17 protein-coding genes and 2 pseudogenes are annotated in these 17,857 nt (G+C 56.9%); 10 read left to right on the top strand and 9 right to left on the bottom strand.

Translation table 11 applies throughout. The features are described from left to right. Positions 1-44: 44 nt before the first annotated feature. The 4 genes and pseudogenes from K3759_RS18780 to K3759_RS20320 form a co-directional block, all read left to right on the top strand. Positions 45-806 (top strand): glycosyltransferase family 2 protein, encoded by a 762-nt coding sequence (locus K3759_RS18780; RefSeq protein ID WP_259986488.1) that lies wholly within the window; start codon positions 45-47, stop codon positions 804-806. Further along, entirely contained in the window at positions 803-1,927 is a 1,125-nt protein-coding gene (gmd, locus tag K3759_RS18785; protein WP_259986490.1) for a GDP-mannose 4,6-dehydratase, read from the top strand. Before K3759_RS18780 ends, gmd begins: the two co-directional genes overlap by 4 nt. Before the next feature lies 1 nt (position 1,928). Continuing rightward, positions 1,929-2,900 (top strand): GDP-L-fucose synthase, encoded by a 972-nt coding sequence (locus K3759_RS18790; protein WP_259986492.1) that lies wholly within the window; start codon positions 1,929-1,931, stop codon positions 2,898-2,900. 352 nt (positions 2,901-3,252) lie between these two features. Beyond that, positions 3,253-3,384: pseudogene (locus tag K3759_RS20320) on the top strand (transposase); the annotation flags it as partial. A 65-nt stretch (positions 3,385-3,449) separates the two neighbouring features. Here the strand turns inward: K3759_RS20320 and istB are convergent. The 3 genes and pseudogenes from istB to K3759_RS18810 form a co-directional block, all read right to left on the bottom strand. Continuing rightward, positions 3,450-4,208: an IS21-like element helper ATPase IstB gene (istB, locus tag K3759_RS18800; protein ID WP_259986494.1), complete on the bottom strand. Its 759-nt coding sequence runs from the start codon at positions 4,206-4,208 to the stop codon at positions 3,450-3,452. A 10-nt stretch (positions 4,209-4,218) separates the two neighbouring features. After that, positions 4,219-5,747, bottom strand: a pseudogene (gene istA / locus K3759_RS18805) (IS21 family transposase). Positions 5,748-5,998: 251 nt separating this feature from the next. Then, positions 5,999-6,913 (bottom strand): tyrosine-type recombinase/integrase, encoded by a 915-nt coding sequence (locus tag K3759_RS18810; RefSeq protein ID WP_259986495.1) that lies wholly within the window; start codon positions 6,911-6,913, stop codon positions 5,999-6,001. A gap of 36 nt (positions 6,914-6,949) precedes the next feature. Here K3759_RS18810 and K3759_RS18815 point away from each other — a divergent pair, with 36 nt between their 5' ends. Further along, positions 6,950-7,189: a helix-turn-helix domain-containing protein gene (locus K3759_RS18815; RefSeq protein WP_259986496.1), complete on the top strand. Its 240-nt coding sequence runs from the start codon at positions 6,950-6,952 to the stop codon at positions 7,187-7,189. A 236-nt stretch (positions 7,190-7,425) separates the two neighbouring features. Further along, positions 7,426-8,088, top strand: a complete 663-nt coding sequence (locus tag K3759_RS18820; RefSeq protein WP_259986497.1) for a YdcF family protein — start codon at positions 7,426-7,428, stop codon at positions 8,086-8,088. 391 nt (positions 8,089-8,479) lie between these two features. Here K3759_RS18820 and K3759_RS18825 read toward each other — a convergent pair whose 3' ends face one another. After that, positions 8,480-8,746 carry an HGGxSTG domain-containing protein gene (locus K3759_RS18825; RefSeq protein ID WP_259986498.1) on the bottom strand — a complete coding sequence of 89 codons (267 nt, stop codon included), beginning with the start codon at positions 8,744-8,746 and terminating at the stop codon, positions 8,480-8,482. Continuing rightward, on the bottom strand, positions 8,747-9,355 hold the full coding sequence (locus K3759_RS18830) for a hypothetical protein (RefSeq protein ID WP_259986499.1): 609 nt from the start codon (positions 9,353-9,355) through the stop codon (positions 8,747-8,749). It abuts the gene before it with no gap. Positions 9,356-9,812: 457 nt separating this feature from the next. Here K3759_RS18830 and K3759_RS18835 point away from each other — a divergent pair, with 457 nt between their 5' ends. After that, on the top strand, positions 9,813-10,055 hold the full coding sequence (locus K3759_RS18835; protein WP_259986500.1) for a type II toxin-antitoxin system CcdA family antitoxin: 243 nt from the start codon (positions 9,813-9,815) through the stop codon (positions 10,053-10,055). Continuing rightward, positions 10,055-10,351: a CcdB family protein gene (locus K3759_RS18840; RefSeq protein ID WP_259986501.1), complete on the top strand. Its 297-nt coding sequence runs from the start codon at positions 10,055-10,057 to the stop codon at positions 10,349-10,351. The genes K3759_RS18835 and K3759_RS18840 overlap by 1 nt, the downstream gene beginning before the upstream one ends. A gap of 926 nt (positions 10,352-11,277) precedes the next feature. Here K3759_RS18840 and K3759_RS18845 read toward each other — a convergent pair. Continuing rightward, positions 11,278-11,886: a GNAT family N-acetyltransferase gene (locus K3759_RS18845; RefSeq protein ID WP_259986502.1), complete on the bottom strand. Its 609-nt coding sequence runs from the start codon at positions 11,884-11,886 to the stop codon at positions 11,278-11,280. 185 nt (positions 11,887-12,071) lie between these two features. On the opposite strand from K3759_RS18845, the gene K3759_RS18850 reads away from it, so the two are divergent. Then, positions 12,072-13,364, top strand: a complete 1,293-nt coding sequence (locus tag K3759_RS18850) for an MFS transporter (protein WP_259986504.1) — start codon at positions 12,072-12,074, stop codon at positions 13,362-13,364. A 748-nt stretch (positions 13,365-14,112) separates the two neighbouring features. Here the strand turns inward: K3759_RS18850 and K3759_RS18855 are convergent. Then, positions 14,113-15,030 (bottom strand): tyrosine-type recombinase/integrase, encoded by a 918-nt coding sequence (locus K3759_RS18855; protein WP_259986505.1) that lies wholly within the window; start codon positions 15,028-15,030, stop codon positions 14,113-14,115. 288 nt (positions 15,031-15,318) lie between these two features. On the opposite strand from K3759_RS18855, the gene K3759_RS18860 reads away from it, so the two are divergent. Next, complete coding sequence (locus K3759_RS18860; protein WP_259986506.1) at positions 15,319-15,717, top strand: hypothetical protein; 399 nt, start codon at positions 15,319-15,321, stop codon at positions 15,715-15,717. Positions 15,718-16,180: 463 nt separating this feature from the next. Here K3759_RS18860 and K3759_RS18865 read toward each other — a convergent pair whose 3' ends face one another. Then, positions 16,181-16,534: a hypothetical protein gene (locus tag K3759_RS18865; protein WP_259986507.1), complete on the bottom strand. Its 354-nt coding sequence runs from the start codon at positions 16,532-16,534 to the stop codon at positions 16,181-16,183. A gap of 215 nt (positions 16,535-16,749) precedes the next feature. After that, positions 16,750-17,706, bottom strand: a complete 957-nt coding sequence (locus K3759_RS18870) for an IS5 family transposase (RefSeq protein WP_259986508.1) — start codon at positions 17,704-17,706, stop codon at positions 16,750-16,752. Positions 17,707-17,857: the final 151 nt, after the last annotated feature.

The raw sequence follows: 17,857 nt of genomic DNA on the forward strand, positions 1-17,857 counted from the left end.
AACGGCTGCCTGCAACTTCAATCTCTAAGAACGGCTTTTACATAATGAAAATTACAATCGTCACGGCTGTCTTTAACCGTGTCGAGACAATCTCTGATGCACTGCGCAGCGTAGAGACCCAAAGCTACCTGAACGTCGAACATATTATTCAGGATGGCGGCTCTAAAGACGGCACGCTTGATGTAATTTGGCATTTCGACGCATCCTCGACCCAGCTGGTTTCTGAGCCTGACAGTGGGATATATGATGCCATAAATAAGGGAATTTCCCGGGCCAGTGGGGATATCATTGGTCTTATGCATTCAGATGATTTTTTCGCTGATGATTTGGTGCTGGAACGGGTCGCTGAAGCATTCCAGGATCCGGCGGTCGATGGCGTCTATGGTGACCTAGATTACGTATCCGCAACAAATACTGACAAGATTGTTCGGCGTTGGCGGTCGGGACCCTATCGTGCGGACCTCTTAAAGCGCGGATGGATGCCGCCACATCCAACCCTCTATCTGCGCCGTGAGGTGTTTGATCGTTGGGGGCTCTACGATACGTCGATGAGCATCGCCGCAGATTACGAGGCCATGCTGCGCTATCTTGTGAAGGGCAACATCCACCTTGCCTATATTCCCGAAGTATTAGTGAAAATGCGTGTTGGGGGCGAAAGCAACCGCTCGCTATCCCGTATCTTGCGAAAAAGTCGTGAAGATTATATCGCGTTGCGGCGCCATAAGGTCGGTGGCATCGATACCCTCCTGGCAAAGAATTTCTCGAAGCTCGAACAATTTATCCCTAGAAAAGGAACCCCAAAATGACCAAACGTGCGCTTATTACTGGGGTCACCGGGCAAGACGGGTCCTACCTCGCGGAGTTCCTGCTTGATAAGGGCTATGAAGTGCATGGCATCAAGCGCCGGGCTTCGTCCTTCAATACCCAACGTGTCGATCACATCTATGAAGATCCGCATATGGATCAGGCGCGGTTCAAGTTGCACTATGGGGACCTTACCGACACGTCGAACCTGACCCGTATCCTGAGTGAAGTGCGCCCCGATGAGGTCTATAACCTCGGCGCGCAAAGTCATGTCGCGGTAAGTTTCGAAGCGCCGGAATACACCGCGGACGTCGATGCAATTGGCACCTTGCGCCTGCTCGAAGCGATCCGCTTTTTGAGGATGGAAAAGACCACGCGCTTCTACCAAGCTTCAACGTCGGAGCTCTACGGTCTCGTTCAAGAAACACCTCAGACCGAGACCACACCTTTTCACCCGCGCTCGCCCTATGCGGTCGCCAAGATGTATGCCTATTGGATCGCGGTGAACTACCGTGAAGCTTATGGCATGTATGCCTGTAACGGTATCCTTTTTAACCATGAGTCCCCGCGCCGCGGCGAGACCTTCGTGACCCGCAAAATCACCCGGGGTCTGGCCAATATTGCGCAAGGGTTGGAGCCTTGCCTCTACATGGGCAATATCGACAGCCTGCGCGATTGGGGTCATGCTAAAGACTATGTCCGCATGCAATGGATGATGCTGCAACAAGATGCGCCAGAAGATTTCGTGATCGCCACCGGGGTGCAATATTCCGTGCGCGAGTTCATCACTTGGACAGCCAAAGAACTAGGGCTTACATTGGAGTTCACCGGCGAGGGTGTGGAAGAGATCGCCACCGTCACTGCGATCGAAGGGGCCAGGGCTCCCGGGTTGAAAGAAGGCGATGTGGTGATGCGGATCGACCCACGCTACTTCCGCCCGGCAGAAGTGGAAACTCTTCTTGGCGACCCGGCCAAAGCCAAGAAGGTGTTGGGTTGGGAGCCGGAAATTACCGCGCAGGAGATGTGTGCTGAAATGGTGGAGGCCGACCTGCGTACTGCACGTCGCCATGCGCTCTTGCGTGAGCATGGCTATGAACTGCCAATCAGCATCGAGCAGGCATAATATGAATAAAATCTACATTGCCGGCCATCGCGGCTTGGTCGGAGGCGCCGTTCTGCGCCGGCTTGAGGCGCGCCGCGCGGCAGGGGAAGATCTTACCTTGATCACCCGCACCCATGCGGAACTGGATCTGACGAACCAAGCTGCCGTTCGCGACTTCATGCAGGCTGAGAAGCCCGATGTGGTGATCCTTGCCGCGGCCAAGGTGGGGGGTATTCACGCCAATAACAGCTACCCGGCGGATTTCATCTACGAAAATCTGATGATCGAATGCAATGTCATCCATCAGGCGTTTGCTGCGGGCGTCACTAGGCTGCTGCAATTGGGCTCGTCCTGTATCTACCCACGTGCCGTGGCGCAGCCGATGAAGGAAGATGCGCTCCTAACCGGCGTGTTGGAGCCCACCAACGAGCCCTATGCCGTGGCCAAAATCGCCGGGATCAAGCTTTGTGAAAGCTACAATCGCCAGCATGGCACGGATTACCGTTCGGTTATGCCGACGAACCTTTACGGGCCCGGCGACAATTTCCACCCCGAAAACTCCCATGTGCTGCCCGCCTTGATCCGACGCTTTCACGAGGCGGCACAGGCCGGCGATGACGAGGTACAAATCTGGGGCTCAGGTAAGCCGCGCCGTGAGTTTTTACATGTAGATGATATGGCTGAGGCCAGCCTTTTCGTGCTTGATCTCGAACGCGAGACCTATGATGCCAACACCCAGCCTATGCTCAGCCATATTAATGTCGGCACCGGGACAGACGTTTCGATCCTGGAGCTGGCGCAGATGGTGGCCAAGGTTACCGGTTTTGAGGGGCGCATAACCAATGACCCCAGCAAGCCAGACGGCACCCTGCGCAAGTTAATGGATGTGAGCCGTTTGGCCGATATGGGATGGCGCGCCTCAGTTGATCTCGAAAAGGGGCTACAGGAAACCTACGACTGGTTTATCGAAAACGAGAATGCCATCCGCCACTGACTTTTTCCCGACAGGATGTTTCTGATGACCCCTATTGGTCACCCGATCCTTTTAGCTGGCGGTTCCGGCACGCGGCTTTGGCCCGCAAGAGCTACCCTAAGCAGTCTGCGAAACTGATGGGCGAAGAAAGCCTCTTTCAAGCTTCGGCCCAACGGTTGTCCGGAGACGGGTTTGCGGCACCGATGATCCTGACGGGGTCAGATTTTCGGTTTATCTCACCGAGCAATTGGCGGCGGTCGAGATTGCGCCTGCTGGCATTCTTATTGAGCCGGAAGGGCGCAACACCGGCCCGGCGATCCTTGCGGCAGCTTTGAGCCTCGCTGCCCGCGCGCCTGAAGCGCTTATGCTGGTGGCGTATCTGATCGAAGGCGGGTTGCCGACTGAGGGCGCCATCGCACATGTGCTTGTCAGCAAATTCTCAGACCACCTGCCGTTGTATCGCCAAAGCCATATCCTTGCCCGCTCCGACATCGACATCCATCGCAGGTGCGTATTCCGGAGTATCCGCCCACTTGTGACGCGTTGCCGTGAGGCAGTGGGTTTGGGTTATCAGGTTTGAGGGTTTTCGTCATCCATTTTGGTGACGCTTTTCCGCATAGACTGCCCCTCGAGTTCGAGGCGGTAAGCGTTGTGAACGATGCGGTCGAGGATGGCATCAGCGAAGGTTGGTTCGCCAATGACGTCATGCCAAGCCTTGATGGGTAATTGGCTGGTTATCATCGTTGAGCCGCGGCCGTAGCGCTCTTCCACGATCTCCATGAGATCCCGGCGTTGCGTGGCGGTCAGTCGGTCTGGCCCCCAGTCATCGAGGATGAGCAGCTGTGCTTTGGTGATGCTGCGGAACAGGCGGGGGAAGCGCCCGTCGCCATGGGCCAGTTCGAGTTCTTCGAAGAGACGCGGCATTCGCTTGTAGGCCACAGTGACACCGTCGCGACAGGCCGTTTGCGCCAATGCGCAGCCGAGCCAAGTTTTGCCGACACCACAGGGGCCGGTAATGATCAGATTGTGCTTGTCGGTGATCCATCTACCGGTGAGCAGGCTCTGGAACAACGCCTTGTCGAGACCACGGCGCGCGCGGTAATCGACATCTTCCGGGCAGGCGCCGACGTGGCGCAGCCTGGCCGAGCGCATCCGAGCTTCAAACCGCTTGGTCTCCCGGCTGGCGACCTCACGGTCAACGAGCAAGCCAAGCCATTCAGCGTGGCTGAAGTCGGCTGCGGCATTCTGCGCTTGCAGCTCGGCAAAAGCTTCGGCCATACCGTCCAGCCGCAGGGCCTTCAGATGATCGAGGGTTGGGTGATCAAGCATTGTGTTCCTTTCAATGGAAATAATCGGCGCCACGGATGTTGGGGTGGGTGATTGCAGGCTCCTCCGTGGCGCGGGTGCGGGGCTTGCTCTCCAGACCATTCTTGAGAATGGATTGGAGTGACGAGTAAGAACGGGCGTTGATCTCGAGCGCGCGGCGGCACGCCGCATCAAGGCGGGCGGCACCGAACTTGTCGGCCAGCCGAATGACACCCAGACAGCTCCGGTAGTCCTGTTCGGGGTGCTTGCGTTCGCGCTCACAACCTCTGCGAAGGTGGCGACATTCGGCCCGACACGAGCGGCCCGTGCGATAATACGCTGCGGCGTCCAGTCCTCGCGGAACTTGTGGTGCGCTGGCATGTGCTTGCGCTGTGTAGAATGTCTGCCGTTTCCAGAAGTGCGCACATGGGAAGCAACACGCTGTCCAACATGGAAGACTTCGACCGTGCGGGCGGTGATGCGAGCCCACAGCTCTTTCTTCAGCAACTGATAGGGCACGGAATAGTAATGCTTGTCGATTGCGACGTGGTAATCCAGCCCCGCTCGGCACTTCTTCCATTCGGCATAGACATATGGAGCCGTCGGTAGCGGCTTCAGGGCGGGCTTGTCCAACTGCTCGAACAACTGCTTGCGGCTGGCCCCAAGATGCCGAGAGACCTTGTCGTTGAGCTGGTCAAGCAACGGGCGAATGGCAGCGTTCACATCCCCGAGGCTGAAGAACTGCCGATTGCGCAACCGCGCCAGAATCCAGCGCTCGACCAGCAAGACCGCCCCTTCGACCTTTGCCTTGTCCTTTGGTTTATGCGGCCGCGCGGGCACAACGGCTGTGTCGTAATGGGTGGCGAGATCCGCATAGGTTCGGTTGATCACAGGGTCGTAAAAGCACGCTTTGGTGACCCCGGCCTTTAGGTTGTCGGACACGACCTGCGCCGTCACACCCCCAAGGAAGCCAAAGGCACGCACATGGCTCGAGATCCAATCCGGCAGCGATTGCGTCCAGGTCGCCTCCGCAAAGGTATAGCTTGAGGCCCCAAGCGTCGCGACGAACAGCTGTGCCGGGCGCACTTCCCCGGTCTCGGGGTCGATCACGTCGATGGTGTGCCCCGCGTAATCGACGAACAGCCGCTCGCCCGCCGGGTGCCGCTGTCGCATCACCGGCGACAGCTTGCCCTCCCACCGCGTGTAAAGTTCGCAAAATCGGGAGTAGCCGTATCCCTCGGGGTGGTTGGCGCGATGTTCCTCCCACAAAAGTGACAGCGTCACGCCCTTCCGACGCAACTCGCGGTGGATATACGACCAGTCAGGCTGCGCCTCGATCCGTTGGGTATGCTAGTAAGCCCGGTGAAACAGACATCGCTCGAGATCCGTATCAGACATCTCTGCTGGCAGAGGCCAGCCCAAACCTAACTCAGTAGCGCGATCAAGGTAGCCCCGAAGGGTTGTTCGCCCAATCGCCAGGCTCGCTGCGATCTGGCGGGTTGATAGGCCCTCGGCTGACAGCCGCAAAACATCTCGTATCTTCCGCATCGGCAATCTCTTCATCAGGCTTCCTTCATGCCAAAAAGACGAAGGGTAGCCGGTTACAGATTGCCTCGCAGCAGCACGTCACAGGGGTGGGCGAATACCCCGGAATCGGTGGGCGGATAAAATCGGAACGGGTGGGCGCATCAAATCGGAATCGGTGGGCGGATCACCCCGGAATACGCACGCAGGACTTAAATTTCGATATCTCACGTTATCGAGCAACTTCAAAACCGCATTGCGACTGCATTTCAGTCAGTTCCATATCAAAATCACTCCCACAAATTGTGCTCCGCATGAGCGAGATAGCGCGAGACGACGTTAATCGAAGTCCATCCGCCCGCACGCATGATGGCAGCGGTGTCAAAGCCTCGCCGCAAAAGATCCTGCGCCGCCCCAACGCGCATTGAGTGGCCGGAGAATTCTCGGGCCTCCACTGGGTTGAGATCGGCTAGCTTGGCACCTTCTTTGATGAGCCGCTTGACGGTGTCAGGTGAAAGCACGCGATCGATTGGCTGGCAATGATAGATTGGGCAAAATAGGGGCGCGATCCCTGGGCCGCGCCAGGCGAGCCAGTCCGCCACCAGGGAGGCCGTGCGGGCAGAAGTGAAAGCGATACGCCCTTCGCCGAAGGGGTCGTTCTTGGCACGGCGGATCAGTATGCGCAGCGTACCATCTTCGCGCTCTTCAAGATCACCCACGCGAATAGCTACCAGTTCCGAGCGCCGGGTTAGAAGCTCGTAGCCCAGGCTCAGCATGGCACGGTTCCGCAGCCCCAGGGGCGTGTCCGGCTGACCCGCAAGGAAGCGGTCGAGATAGGCGCGCGTCATGCCCTTTGCTTGTTTGGGTCGGCCCGGTTTTGCGCGGCGGACGCGGCGCAACGCAAGATTGATCTCTTCATCATACGTCGGATCATCCAACTGAAGCAGCCGATGCACCTTACGGATGGCATAAAGGCGCCGTCTCACCGTTGAAGGCGCTTTGTTTGTTCCCTGGTCTTGTAGAAAGCGACAGACTGTATCCACAGATGCAGGGAAGGCTTGGCATCTATTTTCGTGACACCAAGTCTCGAACGCCTCGACATCTGTGCGGTAACTGCGCATTGTTGAAGGTGCATATGCGCCCTCGAGGCGCTCGAAATGTTTGCGCCAGTCAGATGTTGCTGTGTGGGCATCGAGGATTTTCATAAATGTCACTTTAAGTGACTTTCTAGTAGGGTGTCAATGATTGATCCAGAACAGATACGCGCCGCCAGAGCGTCACTTGATTGGACAATCGATAAGCTGGCATCTGAAGCGGGGCTTAATAGGCGGACGGTATTGAGGGTTGAAGCCAAAGGTAGTGAAGTCACTCCTTCAAAGAAAACGCTAGAGGCTATTCGTATCGCGCTCGAAAACGAAGGCATCGAGTTTATCCAGACCGCTGATGGCGGCAAAGGCGTACTGTTCCGCCCACAAGAATGAAGAACTGAGTGTTTCCTGCTTGAACCTGGAAGCCGCCTCATGCCGGGTCTACCGGGACAACCGATGACCCTCCCGGCTGAGCGCAGAGAGAATATCTTTTGGACACAGTTTTTTTCATCGCCAGTAAGACCGTTTGGCTGTTGATCCGGCCAGAGACCCTCCTTGTGGCTCTCATCGCCGTTCCCCTAGTTTGCTTATGGCTTGGGCGCATTGTTGCCGCGTCGCGGTTCTTGGTAATGGCACTCATCATCATGATCGCGATTGGCGTGATCCCCGTCGGCAACTTTGTCCTTAATCCGCTGGAACGCGCCTACGCGCCCAATCCACCGATCACGCAGCCTGCTGGCATCCTCGTTCTCGGCGGCGCAGAAGATACCGCTCCTGCCTACACAGGCAGCGTGGCACAGGTCAACGAGGCTGGAGACCGGTTTATTGCTGCCATTCAATTGGCGCGGCAGTTCCCTGACGCGGCCGTACTTTATACGGGTGGCAAGGCAGCAGCTACACCGGTAGCCGCAGACACATTCGCATTGGGTCCTAATATCCTGCGGCAACTAGGGTTGCCGCAGGATAGACTGATTGTCGAGGGACGCTCACGGACGACAGCCGAGAACTCCGTCCTGTCGCGCGCCGTGGCGCCAAAGGGGCAGGGGCCCTGGATTTTGGTGACCAGCGCCTTCCATATGCCGCGGGCAATGGGGAGTTTCTGCGCAGCGGGGTGGTCGAACCTGGTGCCGTTCCCCACCGACTACCGCGGCGGGACAGTCCTAGATCAAATCGGCTGGAACCTTGCGGAAAACCTCGCGGATTTGAACACTGGCGTGAAGGAATGGGTCGGACTGCTGGCCTACCGGGTTTCCGATCGAACGGTGGCCTTCTTTCCGCGAGGCTGCAATTGACAACGACGCAGGGTATTAACCGCAAAACGGAATGTAACTGGCTACCAAAACAGTATTTGTTCTTACCAGGTTCTTTTTCCCGATCTTCCGATGTGAAGGCTTATGGCACAGTCGCACAGCATGTATGGGAGTAAGTAGGCGCAAAGACGCAGCATACCGCATACTCCCGGAGGATCGCATCTATGACCAGCGACCTGACGCTCCTGATCCCGTCCACTTCCCCCGACTGCGTTCTTTGGCGCCGCAATCGAACTTGTGCCGCCCTGCATGGGGCCGAGGCTGAAGGGATGGAGGTCCTGGCAGATCTCATTGGTTTCGGACGGGGCGCCATCATAGACCGCGCATGGCGCGCATGGCGCCGTAGATCCGCCTAACGCGATACCTCTAAAAGTTAAAACTTTTCGATCAGCTCTTTGCCTTCGCGTATCAAATCTCGGATGTGCTCGCTGTATTCCTGGGACTCCCGAGTATACATCCCATGCGTAAAGGCGTTCTGGTTACCAATCGGCGCCCCCGATCCCTTTGCCCCGCCATGCATGCGGCAGCGCGCTTTGCCGGCCACGGCTGGCGCCTGGCACGGTGTCCCTTTACGGGTTTTAGCGCCGCAGCGCGGACTGGTCCGCATTGGTCCGGTGTTGCGTCTATGCGTGCCCACCATCTAGTCTGACCCTTTTTTCCTTGGGGCCTTGGTCTTTGGTTTTTCTCCGGAAAATGCGGCATCCCGCTGGTGGTCGATGGATGGCTCGGCATCGCGCCGCTGGCTGCCCCGCTGGCCTGACTCAACATGTCCAACGATCGCCTGTCCGCCGGCCTGCACGTTGACGTGCTCTACGGTCACCCTTTGCTGGCCTTTCCCACGGTGCTTGTTCAAGGTCTCAAGCTGTTTCGTATAAAGGGTCATCAGCTTTTGCGCGTGCTTGAGCGCCATGTCGCGCCCCTCAAAGGTCTGGTTGGAAAGAGCGGCGCGTTTAAGACATTCGAGCGCCGCATCATGCGTGCCGACCATTTGCATCGCCAGCATACCTTCCGCCCCATCCGCAGGCTCCAAGCTTTCATAAAGCTCTAGAGCCCGCAGGATCCGCTCATGTTTCGTGTCTTCGCTGGCATCCGCGTGAAACCAGAGCAGTTTGCCGATCTCGTTGATCTTTTGGGTCAGCAAAGCTTCGTTGCTGACCCCGAGCATTTCCTGAAGCGCCGCGGCGGAGGGTATCTCTTGCGCCGCCAAACTGCGCTGCGTCGTTTTCAGCGTCAGATCCTTCTTTGCCATTCTGCCTTGCCTCGAGATGTTGCCCATCGTCAACATAGTAGGTTACCGGTCTAAGTTTGAGACATTTTCGCACGGAACCCTTACTGTGCATGGGCTTGTTTTTGAATTCTGCTAACACCACCCCCACCCCCCACTGAAACGCCCGATAACGCCTCCTCTCAAGCGCCCCTGATCTGAGACCAGGTTGCGGCGCCGAAATATTAACCCGCTTATTGGAATACGACGCTCACGCCACCCCAAGGATCGCATAAGCTGCATCTTGGAAGTGTCTGTGGCGCAAGCCAAATTTTCTAAAATACCGCACGGGCTAAGGTCGTTTTTCACCCCCATGACAACCGCTTTCCACCTAAACATTGAATGGGGCGCGGGGCTGATCATATGACAACATCCTAGGGACCCAACGCCATTGCATTACACACCGATCGTGTGTACACTGCATGTGATAGAGGAGAATGGTATGCAGACCACATCCGAAAAGCAGCGCACAAACATTACACTTACGGTGGAAAATCTCGCCGCCGCGCGGGAGTTGGGCCTGAACGTGTCCGCGATCAGCGATGCTGCCGTCGCAGAAGCGGTGCGGGCGGCGCGGGCCACAGCTTGGGCTGCGGACAACGCGGCGGCGATTTCAGAGCGCCGCGCTTGGATTGAGGCCCATGGGATGCCGCTGGCAGACCTGCAGGTGCTGCGTCTCGGCTGATGGCACAGTTCCAAGTTTATCGGGTATCCAGCGGACGGCTGGTGCTCGACCTCCAAACGGATCTGATCGACACTGGTTCCCGCATCGTCGCACCTCTGATCCCCATTTCGGTCGGGCCAAGGGTTATCGGACGCCTGGAGCCAGTATTCGAAATTGAGGGCGATGCCCATGCCCTGCACACCGCAGAGATGGCGGCGATCCCCTCTGCGCTGCTCAAAGGGTCCCCCATCGCAGATCTTTCCGCATCTGACTATGAGATCCGCGGCGCTCTTGACATGGTCTTTTCGGGGTTCTGAGTGGGCCAAGCGGGCGAGCCCCGCCCGCTGCGCGCTGCCGGTTTTGGATCGGCCAGCCTGAAAGCGCTCTGATGTCTTGGCAGGGGGCTTCTGTTCGGTTCTAGACTATGGTGCATGAGGCGATGGCACTACCGAGTTGGTTTTGGGCGAAACGATGCGCAGCCCTCGCGGTGCGTGCCCCGTAATATTCTGGATTGGCTTGGATCCTTCACGACTTAAGGTCAGCAGTGGTAGCCTGCGTGCGATATTGATCCCGCATGGTCTATCCATCACGCACCGAGCTGCAGGTAGATCAAGAAATCGACTGGGGCAAAACCTCATTCATAGTCTGCCAGCGCCGCATTGAACCGTTAAACACGCGAGCTGGGATAAGGCGCTAAGGAAAAGTTAAAAGGAGGTCCGCAAGCCGCGTCGTTTCTGTTTGCTCTCTTCACTTCGAGATAGGGCGCATTTCAAGCAAGAGAACGCTCCGTTGGGACCTTTTACGCTTTCTTTTCTTCTCTTGATCAAGGGTCTGCCATAGGAGCCGGAGTCGGGCGAGGGCCCGATCACGGCGTTCATGAAGCCGCCTTACCCGAGACCCAGTATCCCCCATGAGCATGGCCTTCTGAGAAGATGGTTCAGAGATCCAAACCAACGCCGCTGATTGAGCCTTCTGCAAGGACCGATCCGCCGCAAGAAAGCGATGATAGGCCTGTAGAACCGTCCGTCGGTGAATTCCAACATATCCGTGCATGGCTCACATCCTTTGATGCTCTCATGTGGTAGATGTTGATGATTGTATCAGATTCTTCCTCGCAATTCACCGATAATTTCCCAGTAGAATTTCCCCTTCGAGATATGCATGACTGCCGCCCTTCAGCGGCGCAACTACCGAGTTGAGGCGTATTTCGGTACGTCTTAGCAAAGCAGATCCAAGCCCAGCTTCAGCTGCGCGTATAAAGATCAAGCGGAGACCGTGGAAGTCGAACCAACCCGCCAGGCGCCGAGTCATGCCACGCAAAGCCGTGCCGATTGTAAAAGGCTTCCAACTCCTGTGCTCGCAGCCCCTCCTCGCCAAATGGCTCGTGGTACAGTTCAATGCCGAGATCGGCATCGTCTGCGGCCTCGACCAAAACCCGCAGAATATTATGAGCGCACCCTTTGCCTCTGTATCGGGGGGCGACCCAGATGCCTCCTAGGATAAATCTTTTGTTCTTAAGGGTATGCTCGATATAGGCCACGTTGTCTTGGGCATTTCGGTAATAGGTACGTTCCGCGGTATCGCCGGGGCAACCGCAGAGCCCGGGAACATCTGTGATCCGCGCAAGAACTCTGTCATATTTTTGTTTCGCGTGGCGTTGCGAGTGCGTATCGGTTTGGTCGAGTTCGGCCGTCAGTATTGGATGTCGCGTCTCGCAATAATCCCGCAGCCCGTGTCGCAGAGCCACAGCAACAAAGGCACGAAGTTCACGGTTCAGACGGTCAATTTCGCGCTGAAGGGTTGCCGGGTTCGGGTCAATATTAGAGCGCTCATCATTCTCTTTCTTCCGCATAAAGTTTCTCCCGATCAGAATCTCCTGAGTTTACCATAGTCTGTCACAGAGCTCGTCGCGACAAGGGACTCGCCCCCAACGAAGCGGCTCTTCACCAGCCAGACAGGCTGCAAAGACGCATTGCGAAAATACCTCGCCAGGCAGTACCAGTTGGAAACAGTGGGCGCGCAGGGTATCTAAACGCTATGATCAGAAACCTTCTTCCCTTAACCGCCCTGCTGTTGGGGTCATCCTTTCTCTTGTTCGCCGGAGGCGTAAACAGCCTGATTTTGCCGATCCGAGGTGAAGCTGAAGGCTTTACGGCGGCGTCTTTGGGCTTGCTGGGGACGGGCTGGGCGGTCGGCTACGTTGCGGGATGTTTGCGCACGCCGGCATTGGTGGCCCGTGTCGGACATATACGCGCTTTTGGGGCCATGTGTGCAATTGCCGCTATTGCCGTGCTGCTCTCACTCGTTCTGATTACGCCATGGGTTTGGGTCCCAGTGCGCGCGCTTTCCGGATTCTGCTTTGCCGGTGCCGCGATGATCGTTGAGAGCTGGTTGAACGAGCGCGCAGACGCGAAGTCTCGCGGGCGGGTTTTTGGCATTTACACGATGGTCAATCTTGGCGCTACGACAGCAGGACAGATGGTACTAACCTTAGGGGATACGAACGGTTTTCTGTTCTTCGTGCTGGCCGCGATGGTCTACTGCCTTGCGCTTCTGCCGACTGCGATCAGTGCGACGACCACACCTAGGCCGTTGACACAGGCTAAGCTCGACTTGAGCAAGCTATGGAAAAATTCGCCCATCGCTGTCTTCGCCGTATTAATGGTCGGCGTCTCCAATGCCTCTTTCGGCACATTGGCGGCGGTCTATGCCGCGCGCATAGGCTTATCGCTGAACGAAATCGCTCTGTTTGCGAGCATCCCGATCCTCGCGGGTGCGGCATCTCAGATCCCGGTGGGTATCGCGTCGGACCGATTTGATCGACGCAAGGTTTTGATCGCAGTCACAATATTTGCCATCCTCGCAGACGTTCTTTTCCTGTCGATTGCCGTACCGACACCGGCTCTTGCGCTGGCGATGTCAGCGCTATTTGGCGCGACGGTCTTCGCCATGTACCCCATCATTGTGGCGCATGCGAACGATCATGCTGAACCGGGGTCCTTCATTCAGGTCAGCGGAGGGCTGCTCCTGGTGTTTGGCATCGGCTCAATTGTCGGACCCACAGTGGCTGGGTTCGCGATGACCGAATTTGGCGCTTCTACGCTTTTTGCGGTCACGGGCTCTGTGCATGTATTGTTGATCCTATTCGCGCTCTTGCGTCTCCGGATCGCCCCTCCCGTGGCTCCCAATGCCAAGATAGCCTTCCAGGCGAAACCCTTGGCGCGCGCGTCCACGCCCGAGACGGCCGCTCTCAGCGCTGATCCGGCAGAGCTAAATGCCGCTCAGCCTAAGCGATATGACGACGATCCCACGCTAGGAAGCCAAGAATAAACGGTTACGTTTAATGCCAAACGCATCAGAGTAACGATCCATGGGTGGCCTGCCGCCCCTTGTAGTAGGGCATTGCTCCGCAGCTCTTCGACTTTGAGACGGCACGGGCGAAAAGCAGGACGATAACCGTTATAAAAGATACAACTGCCCGATATTGATATAGCAAGCTTGGCCTTCGTGCTTCAGCCACGCTGACAAACGGGTCACGAAGTGTACCACCGATCTGTTAAAACGGTCACTCAAGTCCACGCAGTTGATCGAAAAGCCACCTAGGTTATTACCATGTCCATCCCGCGCATAGATCGGTTTGCACGTCTGCACGCGAGATAGAGAAGTCAATGTAGTGGGATTCAGTTTAGGTTAACTTCGCCGGTGACCATATTGGTGTAATCAGCGCCTTCGCCCCCGGCATCGAAATCATGGCCACCAGAGGCGTACGTCCATTTGCCGGTGCCGCCGTAATCTCTCACGTGCCGATAGTCCGGCCCTCATCGTTGAAGCCGGACGGGGTCTAGCTAATGACGATGGCTTCGCCATGTTGCAGGCCCCGCCGCCAGAAACGGCACCTTCGTCAATGATCATGGTCCCAAAACAGGGCCCCTTGGCGGTCGCGAGCACATTGTTGGCCATGTCGGTTTCGAACCCGTCATAGATCGAGCTGGCCTTAATCAAGACCAGACCTTCATGGACCGCCTCGGAATCTGGTACTGTTCCACGTCGATGCTGGCGTTGGCAGCACCTGCTGTATCTAGAGCCACACGTTACATTCAGCATTCTCTAGATAGCGCGTCAGTACATTGATCGACTTCCACCCGCCGGCCCGCATAATCGCAGCGGTATCATGACCTGCTTTCAGCAGATCTTGCGCCGCACCGACGCGCATCGAATGGCCGCTGAAATCATTCACATCGTTCGGATCAAGCCCCGCATTCTTTGCAGCTGACTTAATCAAGTGTTTCACGGTCGTGTCACTTAAGTGTCGGTTCACAGCATGACCTTGATAGATTGGGCAGAAAAGCGGTTCGAAGTTATAGCCGCGCCACTCAAGCCATTCGGTAACAAGCGTCCCTGTCCGCTTCGAGGTGAAAGCCACGCGGCCGTAGCCCCCAGGGTCTGTCTTGCTGCGTCGGATTAGGACCCGCAGCGTTTCATCCGAGCGAAATTCAACGTCCTCCACGGTGATTGCAACTAACTCAGACCGTCGTGTTAGGAGGTCATAGCCCAGTGAAAGCATGGCTTTGTTTCTTAGGCCCCAAGGGTTGTCAGGCTGGACGGCAAGAAATTTATCGAGATAACTTTTGGTCATGCCTTTCGCCTGACGCGGCCGCGAAGTTTTGCTGCGGCGAATGCGCCGGAACGTAAGATTGATATCCTCGTCATAGGTGGGATCCGGCAGTCGCAGAAGCTGATGAACCTTTCGGATAGCATACACCCGCCGTCGTACCGTCGCCGGGGCAAAGCTGTCCTGATCCAGCAGAAATGCACAAACCGTCTCCACACTCCCGGGGAACGGCGTCCGATCGCTCAACGCGCACCACTGGATGTATATTTCGATATCGGCGTGGTAGGCCCGCATGGTAGACGGCGCATAAGCCCCTTCAAGGCGCTTGAATTCTGACTGCCAGTCAGAGCTGATGCTAAAGAGCTGAGCGTCATTTGGTTTCATGTGAGCTATATGGGCTCATTAGGTGGAGATGTCAATGATTACTGGCGCTCAAGTTCGAATTGCAAGGTATGCGCTCCGTTTGAGTGTTAGCGAACTATCCGCATCGTCTGGGGTGAGCATTAGCACAATTAAGCGTGTCGAGGCGCAAGACGGCGTTCCCGCAAGTACTGGGCCGAACATCAGAGCGATAAAATCATCCCTCGAAGCTGCTGGCATCGAATTCATCGGCACGCCCGACGATGGCCCTGGCATCCGCATTCGCACTCCAAAACCGTAGGTTGATTTTACATGCCCGATATTCAAGCAGTTGCCTTTGGCACCAAACGCCGGCGGGCAGTTGTGATCTGGTTGACGATCAGCCTGACGATCAGCATCGCCGCATTGACCCTCATCCCGCTTAACATTCCCGCTGACGCACCCGGGTCCGATAAAACCCATCACCTGTTGGCCTTTGCGGCCTTAACTTTGCCCTGCGCCGTTCTCTATCCGAAGGCGCTACTCCGGGTGGCGCTCGCGGCAGCTGTTTTCGGAGCCGTAATCGAGGTCATTCAACCCTATGTCGGGCGCCAAGGTGAGCTTGCAGATTTCATCGCGGACCTGTTCGGCGTTGGCATCGGTGCGACACTGGGCCTGCTTTTGAATTTCGCATTCGGAGGGCGTACTGCCCGCCGCCTCGCAAGCTCCTAAGGTGGCATTCAAGTTCTTCTCAAAATTTGCGGATTGCCAGCTGTGCGGGCGCGGCCCTCATGTCCGGATTAAACCTGCGCGACGCACCTACGAGGGGCTCTCGCCCCCGGTTGAAGTCCTCGTCTTTTTGCGCCGCAACTGAAGGCCAAACTGCCCCCTGCCACTCAAGACCTGCGGACGAGATCATCCAAAGTGACAAACCCGCGAGCAGCTGCCAAGCGCTGCGCCGTAGCATGAGGGGTGCCCCATGCGCTTATCTGAGAGCGGAAAGAGAGACAAACAGCGTGAAACGTCTACTTTGTCGTATTCCCCCACGGCGGTGTGAAGCAGTTGTGAACTGCCGCGTCGATAGTGTTATCACACTGTAAAAGATAACAAATCTATATCTCCATGGAACGCAGAGGCGCAATTATTCCCACCCGCCTCCGCTCTGGGATGACGGGCGGAAACTTCTGCTCTCCGGCTATTGGACCTTTTCATAGGCCGCGTTAGTCAGCGGCCCGCAGGCAAGCCCGTCTTGGCCCGCCGCACGAAGAGTGAATGCCTCGCCGGCGAATTCTACAGCGCAACGCAGCGGAAAATTGACCCCCTGTCGTAAGTTGCCCACCGGGTTTAATAGCGTGAGTACATCGTTCTCGACAGCATATTCGCCCGCAACTTTAGCTCCGCTCTGCTCATTACGCATATTAAAGGTGCCGTCCGATGCAAAGCGCGCCAAAATATCACCAGTGCGGTATGTGCCGGGCGTGATTGCACTATTACCACTTTGGTTTCCGCTATTGCGTTCCGATTGCGATTGCTCAGTTCGGGCTGGCATCGGGGGGGCCGTGTTTGTCGCAGATTGCTTTGCAGATTGGCTATCAGATGTGCCGACATCTCCGGCCTTTTGAGGAACGTCTGATCTACCGTTTTGCTGCGCCGGTTTCCGTGCAATCGGGCTTTGATTTCGCTGACAGGGGCCGATTTTTGGCTCGTAGCGCCAGAATCGGCAGCCTTGAAGCGCCCAGCCCCTGATTTTGGGCAGACTCGTCCTCATGCCATCAATTTTCGTCGAACAAGAAACAAGTTGCCAAGGGCGAACAGCGCAAAGAGCTGGGCGCGGTTCTTGGCGAGACCACGGTAACGGGTCTTGATGTATCCGAACTGCCGCTTAATCACCCGGAACGGGTGCTCAACCCGGGCCCGCACCTTGGCGATGATCCGGTTGATGTCGTCGTCGATCGGATGAAGCTTGCCGCCTTTGGCGGCCTTTCGCATGACACCCCAGAACTTGCCTGGGCCTGAGAATGCCGCCTCCCGCGCAGCGCTGACATAGCCCTTGTCGGCCCAGACCGATGTCTCCTCGCCGTGTAGAAGGTCATCCCAGACCTGGCTGTCATGCGTCTTGGCCGTGGTGGTATCGAGGCTGTGCACGATGCCGCTCTGAGCATCGACGCCAACATGCGCTTTCATACCAAAATACCAGTCGTTGCCCTTCTTTGTCGACGACATCTCGGGATCGCGCGCCTTCACCTCATTCTTGGTCGAAGACGGCGCATCGATGATCGTCGCATCCACCAGTGTGCCCGAGCGCAGCGTGATACCCTGATCGGCAAGGTGCTTGTTCACCTCGACAAACAGCTTTTCGGTCAGCCGATGCTTCTCCAGCAGATGGCGGAAGTTCAGGATCGTTGTTTCGTCCGGGATGCGGTCGTCCCCAAGTTCGATGCCTGCGAACTGGCGCATGGCCTCGCTGTCATACAGCATCTCCTCGGCCATCGGATCGCTGAGCGCATACCAGTTCTGGAGGAAGTATATGCGCAGCATCGTTTCCAGCGGCATCGGCGGCCGTCCTCCCTTCGGTCCGACCCTCGGGTAATGCGGCCCGATCAGAGCCACCAGCCGTGGCCACGGCACAACCGCATCCATCTCCGCGAGGAACTTCTCACGCCGCGTCTGTTTCTTCTTCATCGATTGGCGGAGGCCTGGAAAGGCGGGCTGCTTGGGCATCGGCGGGGTTCCTATATCGTCCCCCCAACTCTAACCCATGCCGCTCAGTGCGCGAGGTTTTTCAGACTTTCCTTGAGTTCTACTCCGCTTTTGAGGCTTCTCCGGTTTATCTGAAGTCTCGCCTTGGGCCTTTTTCTGATCGCCCATAGCA

Source organism: Sulfitobacter sp. W027 (assembly GCF_025143985.1).
GTDB lineage: Bacteria > Pseudomonadota > Alphaproteobacteria > Rhodobacterales > Rhodobacteraceae > Sulfitobacter.

Excerpts from the sequence above, each read along its gene's own strand:
- K3759_RS18835 (WP_259986500.1), top strand. The coding sequence starts at position 9,813 with ATGCAGACCACATCCGAAAAGCAGCGCACAAACATTACACTTACGGTG.
- K3759_RS18840 (WP_259986501.1), top strand. The coding sequence starts at position 10,055 with ATGGCACAGTTCCAAGTTTATCGGGTATCCAGCGGACGGCTGGTGCTC.
- K3759_RS18815 (WP_259986496.1), top strand. The coding sequence starts at position 6,950 with ATGATTGATCCAGAACAGATACGCGCCGCCAGAGCGTCACTTGATTGG.
- gmd (WP_259986490.1), top strand. The coding sequence starts at position 803 with ATGACCAAACGTGCGCTTATTACTGGGGTCACCGGGCAAGACGGGTCC.
- K3759_RS18825 (WP_259986498.1), bottom strand. The coding sequence starts at position 8,746 with ATGGTGGGCACGCATAGACGCAACACCGGACCAATGCGGACCAGTCCG.
- K3759_RS18790 (WP_259986492.1), top strand. The coding sequence starts at position 1,929 with ATGAATAAAATCTACATTGCCGGCCATCGCGGCTTGGTCGGAGGCGCC.
- K3759_RS18845 (WP_259986502.1), bottom strand. The coding sequence starts at position 11,886 with ATGCGGAAGAAAGAGAATGATGAGCGCTCTAATATTGACCCGAACCCG.
- K3759_RS18830 (WP_259986499.1), bottom strand. The coding sequence starts at position 9,355 with ATGGCAAAGAAGGATCTGACGCTGAAAACGACGCAGCGCAGTTTGGCG.
- K3759_RS18870 (WP_259986508.1), bottom strand. The coding sequence starts at position 17,706 with ATGCCCAAGCAGCCCGCCTTTCCAGGCCTCCGCCAATCGATGAAGAAG.
- istB (WP_259986494.1), bottom strand. The coding sequence starts at position 4,208 with ATGCTTGATCACCCAACCCTCGATCATCTGAAGGCCCTGCGGCTGGAC.
- K3759_RS18855 (WP_259986505.1), bottom strand. The coding sequence starts at position 15,030 with ATGAAACCAAATGACGCTCAGCTCTTTAGCATCAGCTCTGACTGGCAG.
- K3759_RS18780 (WP_259986488.1), top strand. The coding sequence starts at position 45 with ATGAAAATTACAATCGTCACGGCTGTCTTTAACCGTGTCGAGACAATC.
- K3759_RS18865 (WP_259986507.1), bottom strand. The coding sequence starts at position 16,534 with ATGCCAGCCCGAACTGAGCAATCGCAATCGGAACGCAATAGCGGAAAC.
- K3759_RS18860 (WP_259986506.1), top strand. The coding sequence starts at position 15,319 with ATGCCCGATATTCAAGCAGTTGCCTTTGGCACCAAACGCCGGCGGGCA.
- K3759_RS18810 (WP_259986495.1), bottom strand. The coding sequence starts at position 6,913 with ATGAAAATCCTCGATGCCCACACAGCAACATCTGACTGGCGCAAACAT.
- K3759_RS18850 (WP_259986504.1), top strand. The coding sequence starts at position 12,072 with ATGATCAGAAACCTTCTTCCCTTAACCGCCCTGCTGTTGGGGTCATCC.
- K3759_RS18820 (WP_259986497.1), top strand. The coding sequence starts at position 7,426 with ATGGCACTCATCATCATGATCGCGATTGGCGTGATCCCCGTCGGCAAC.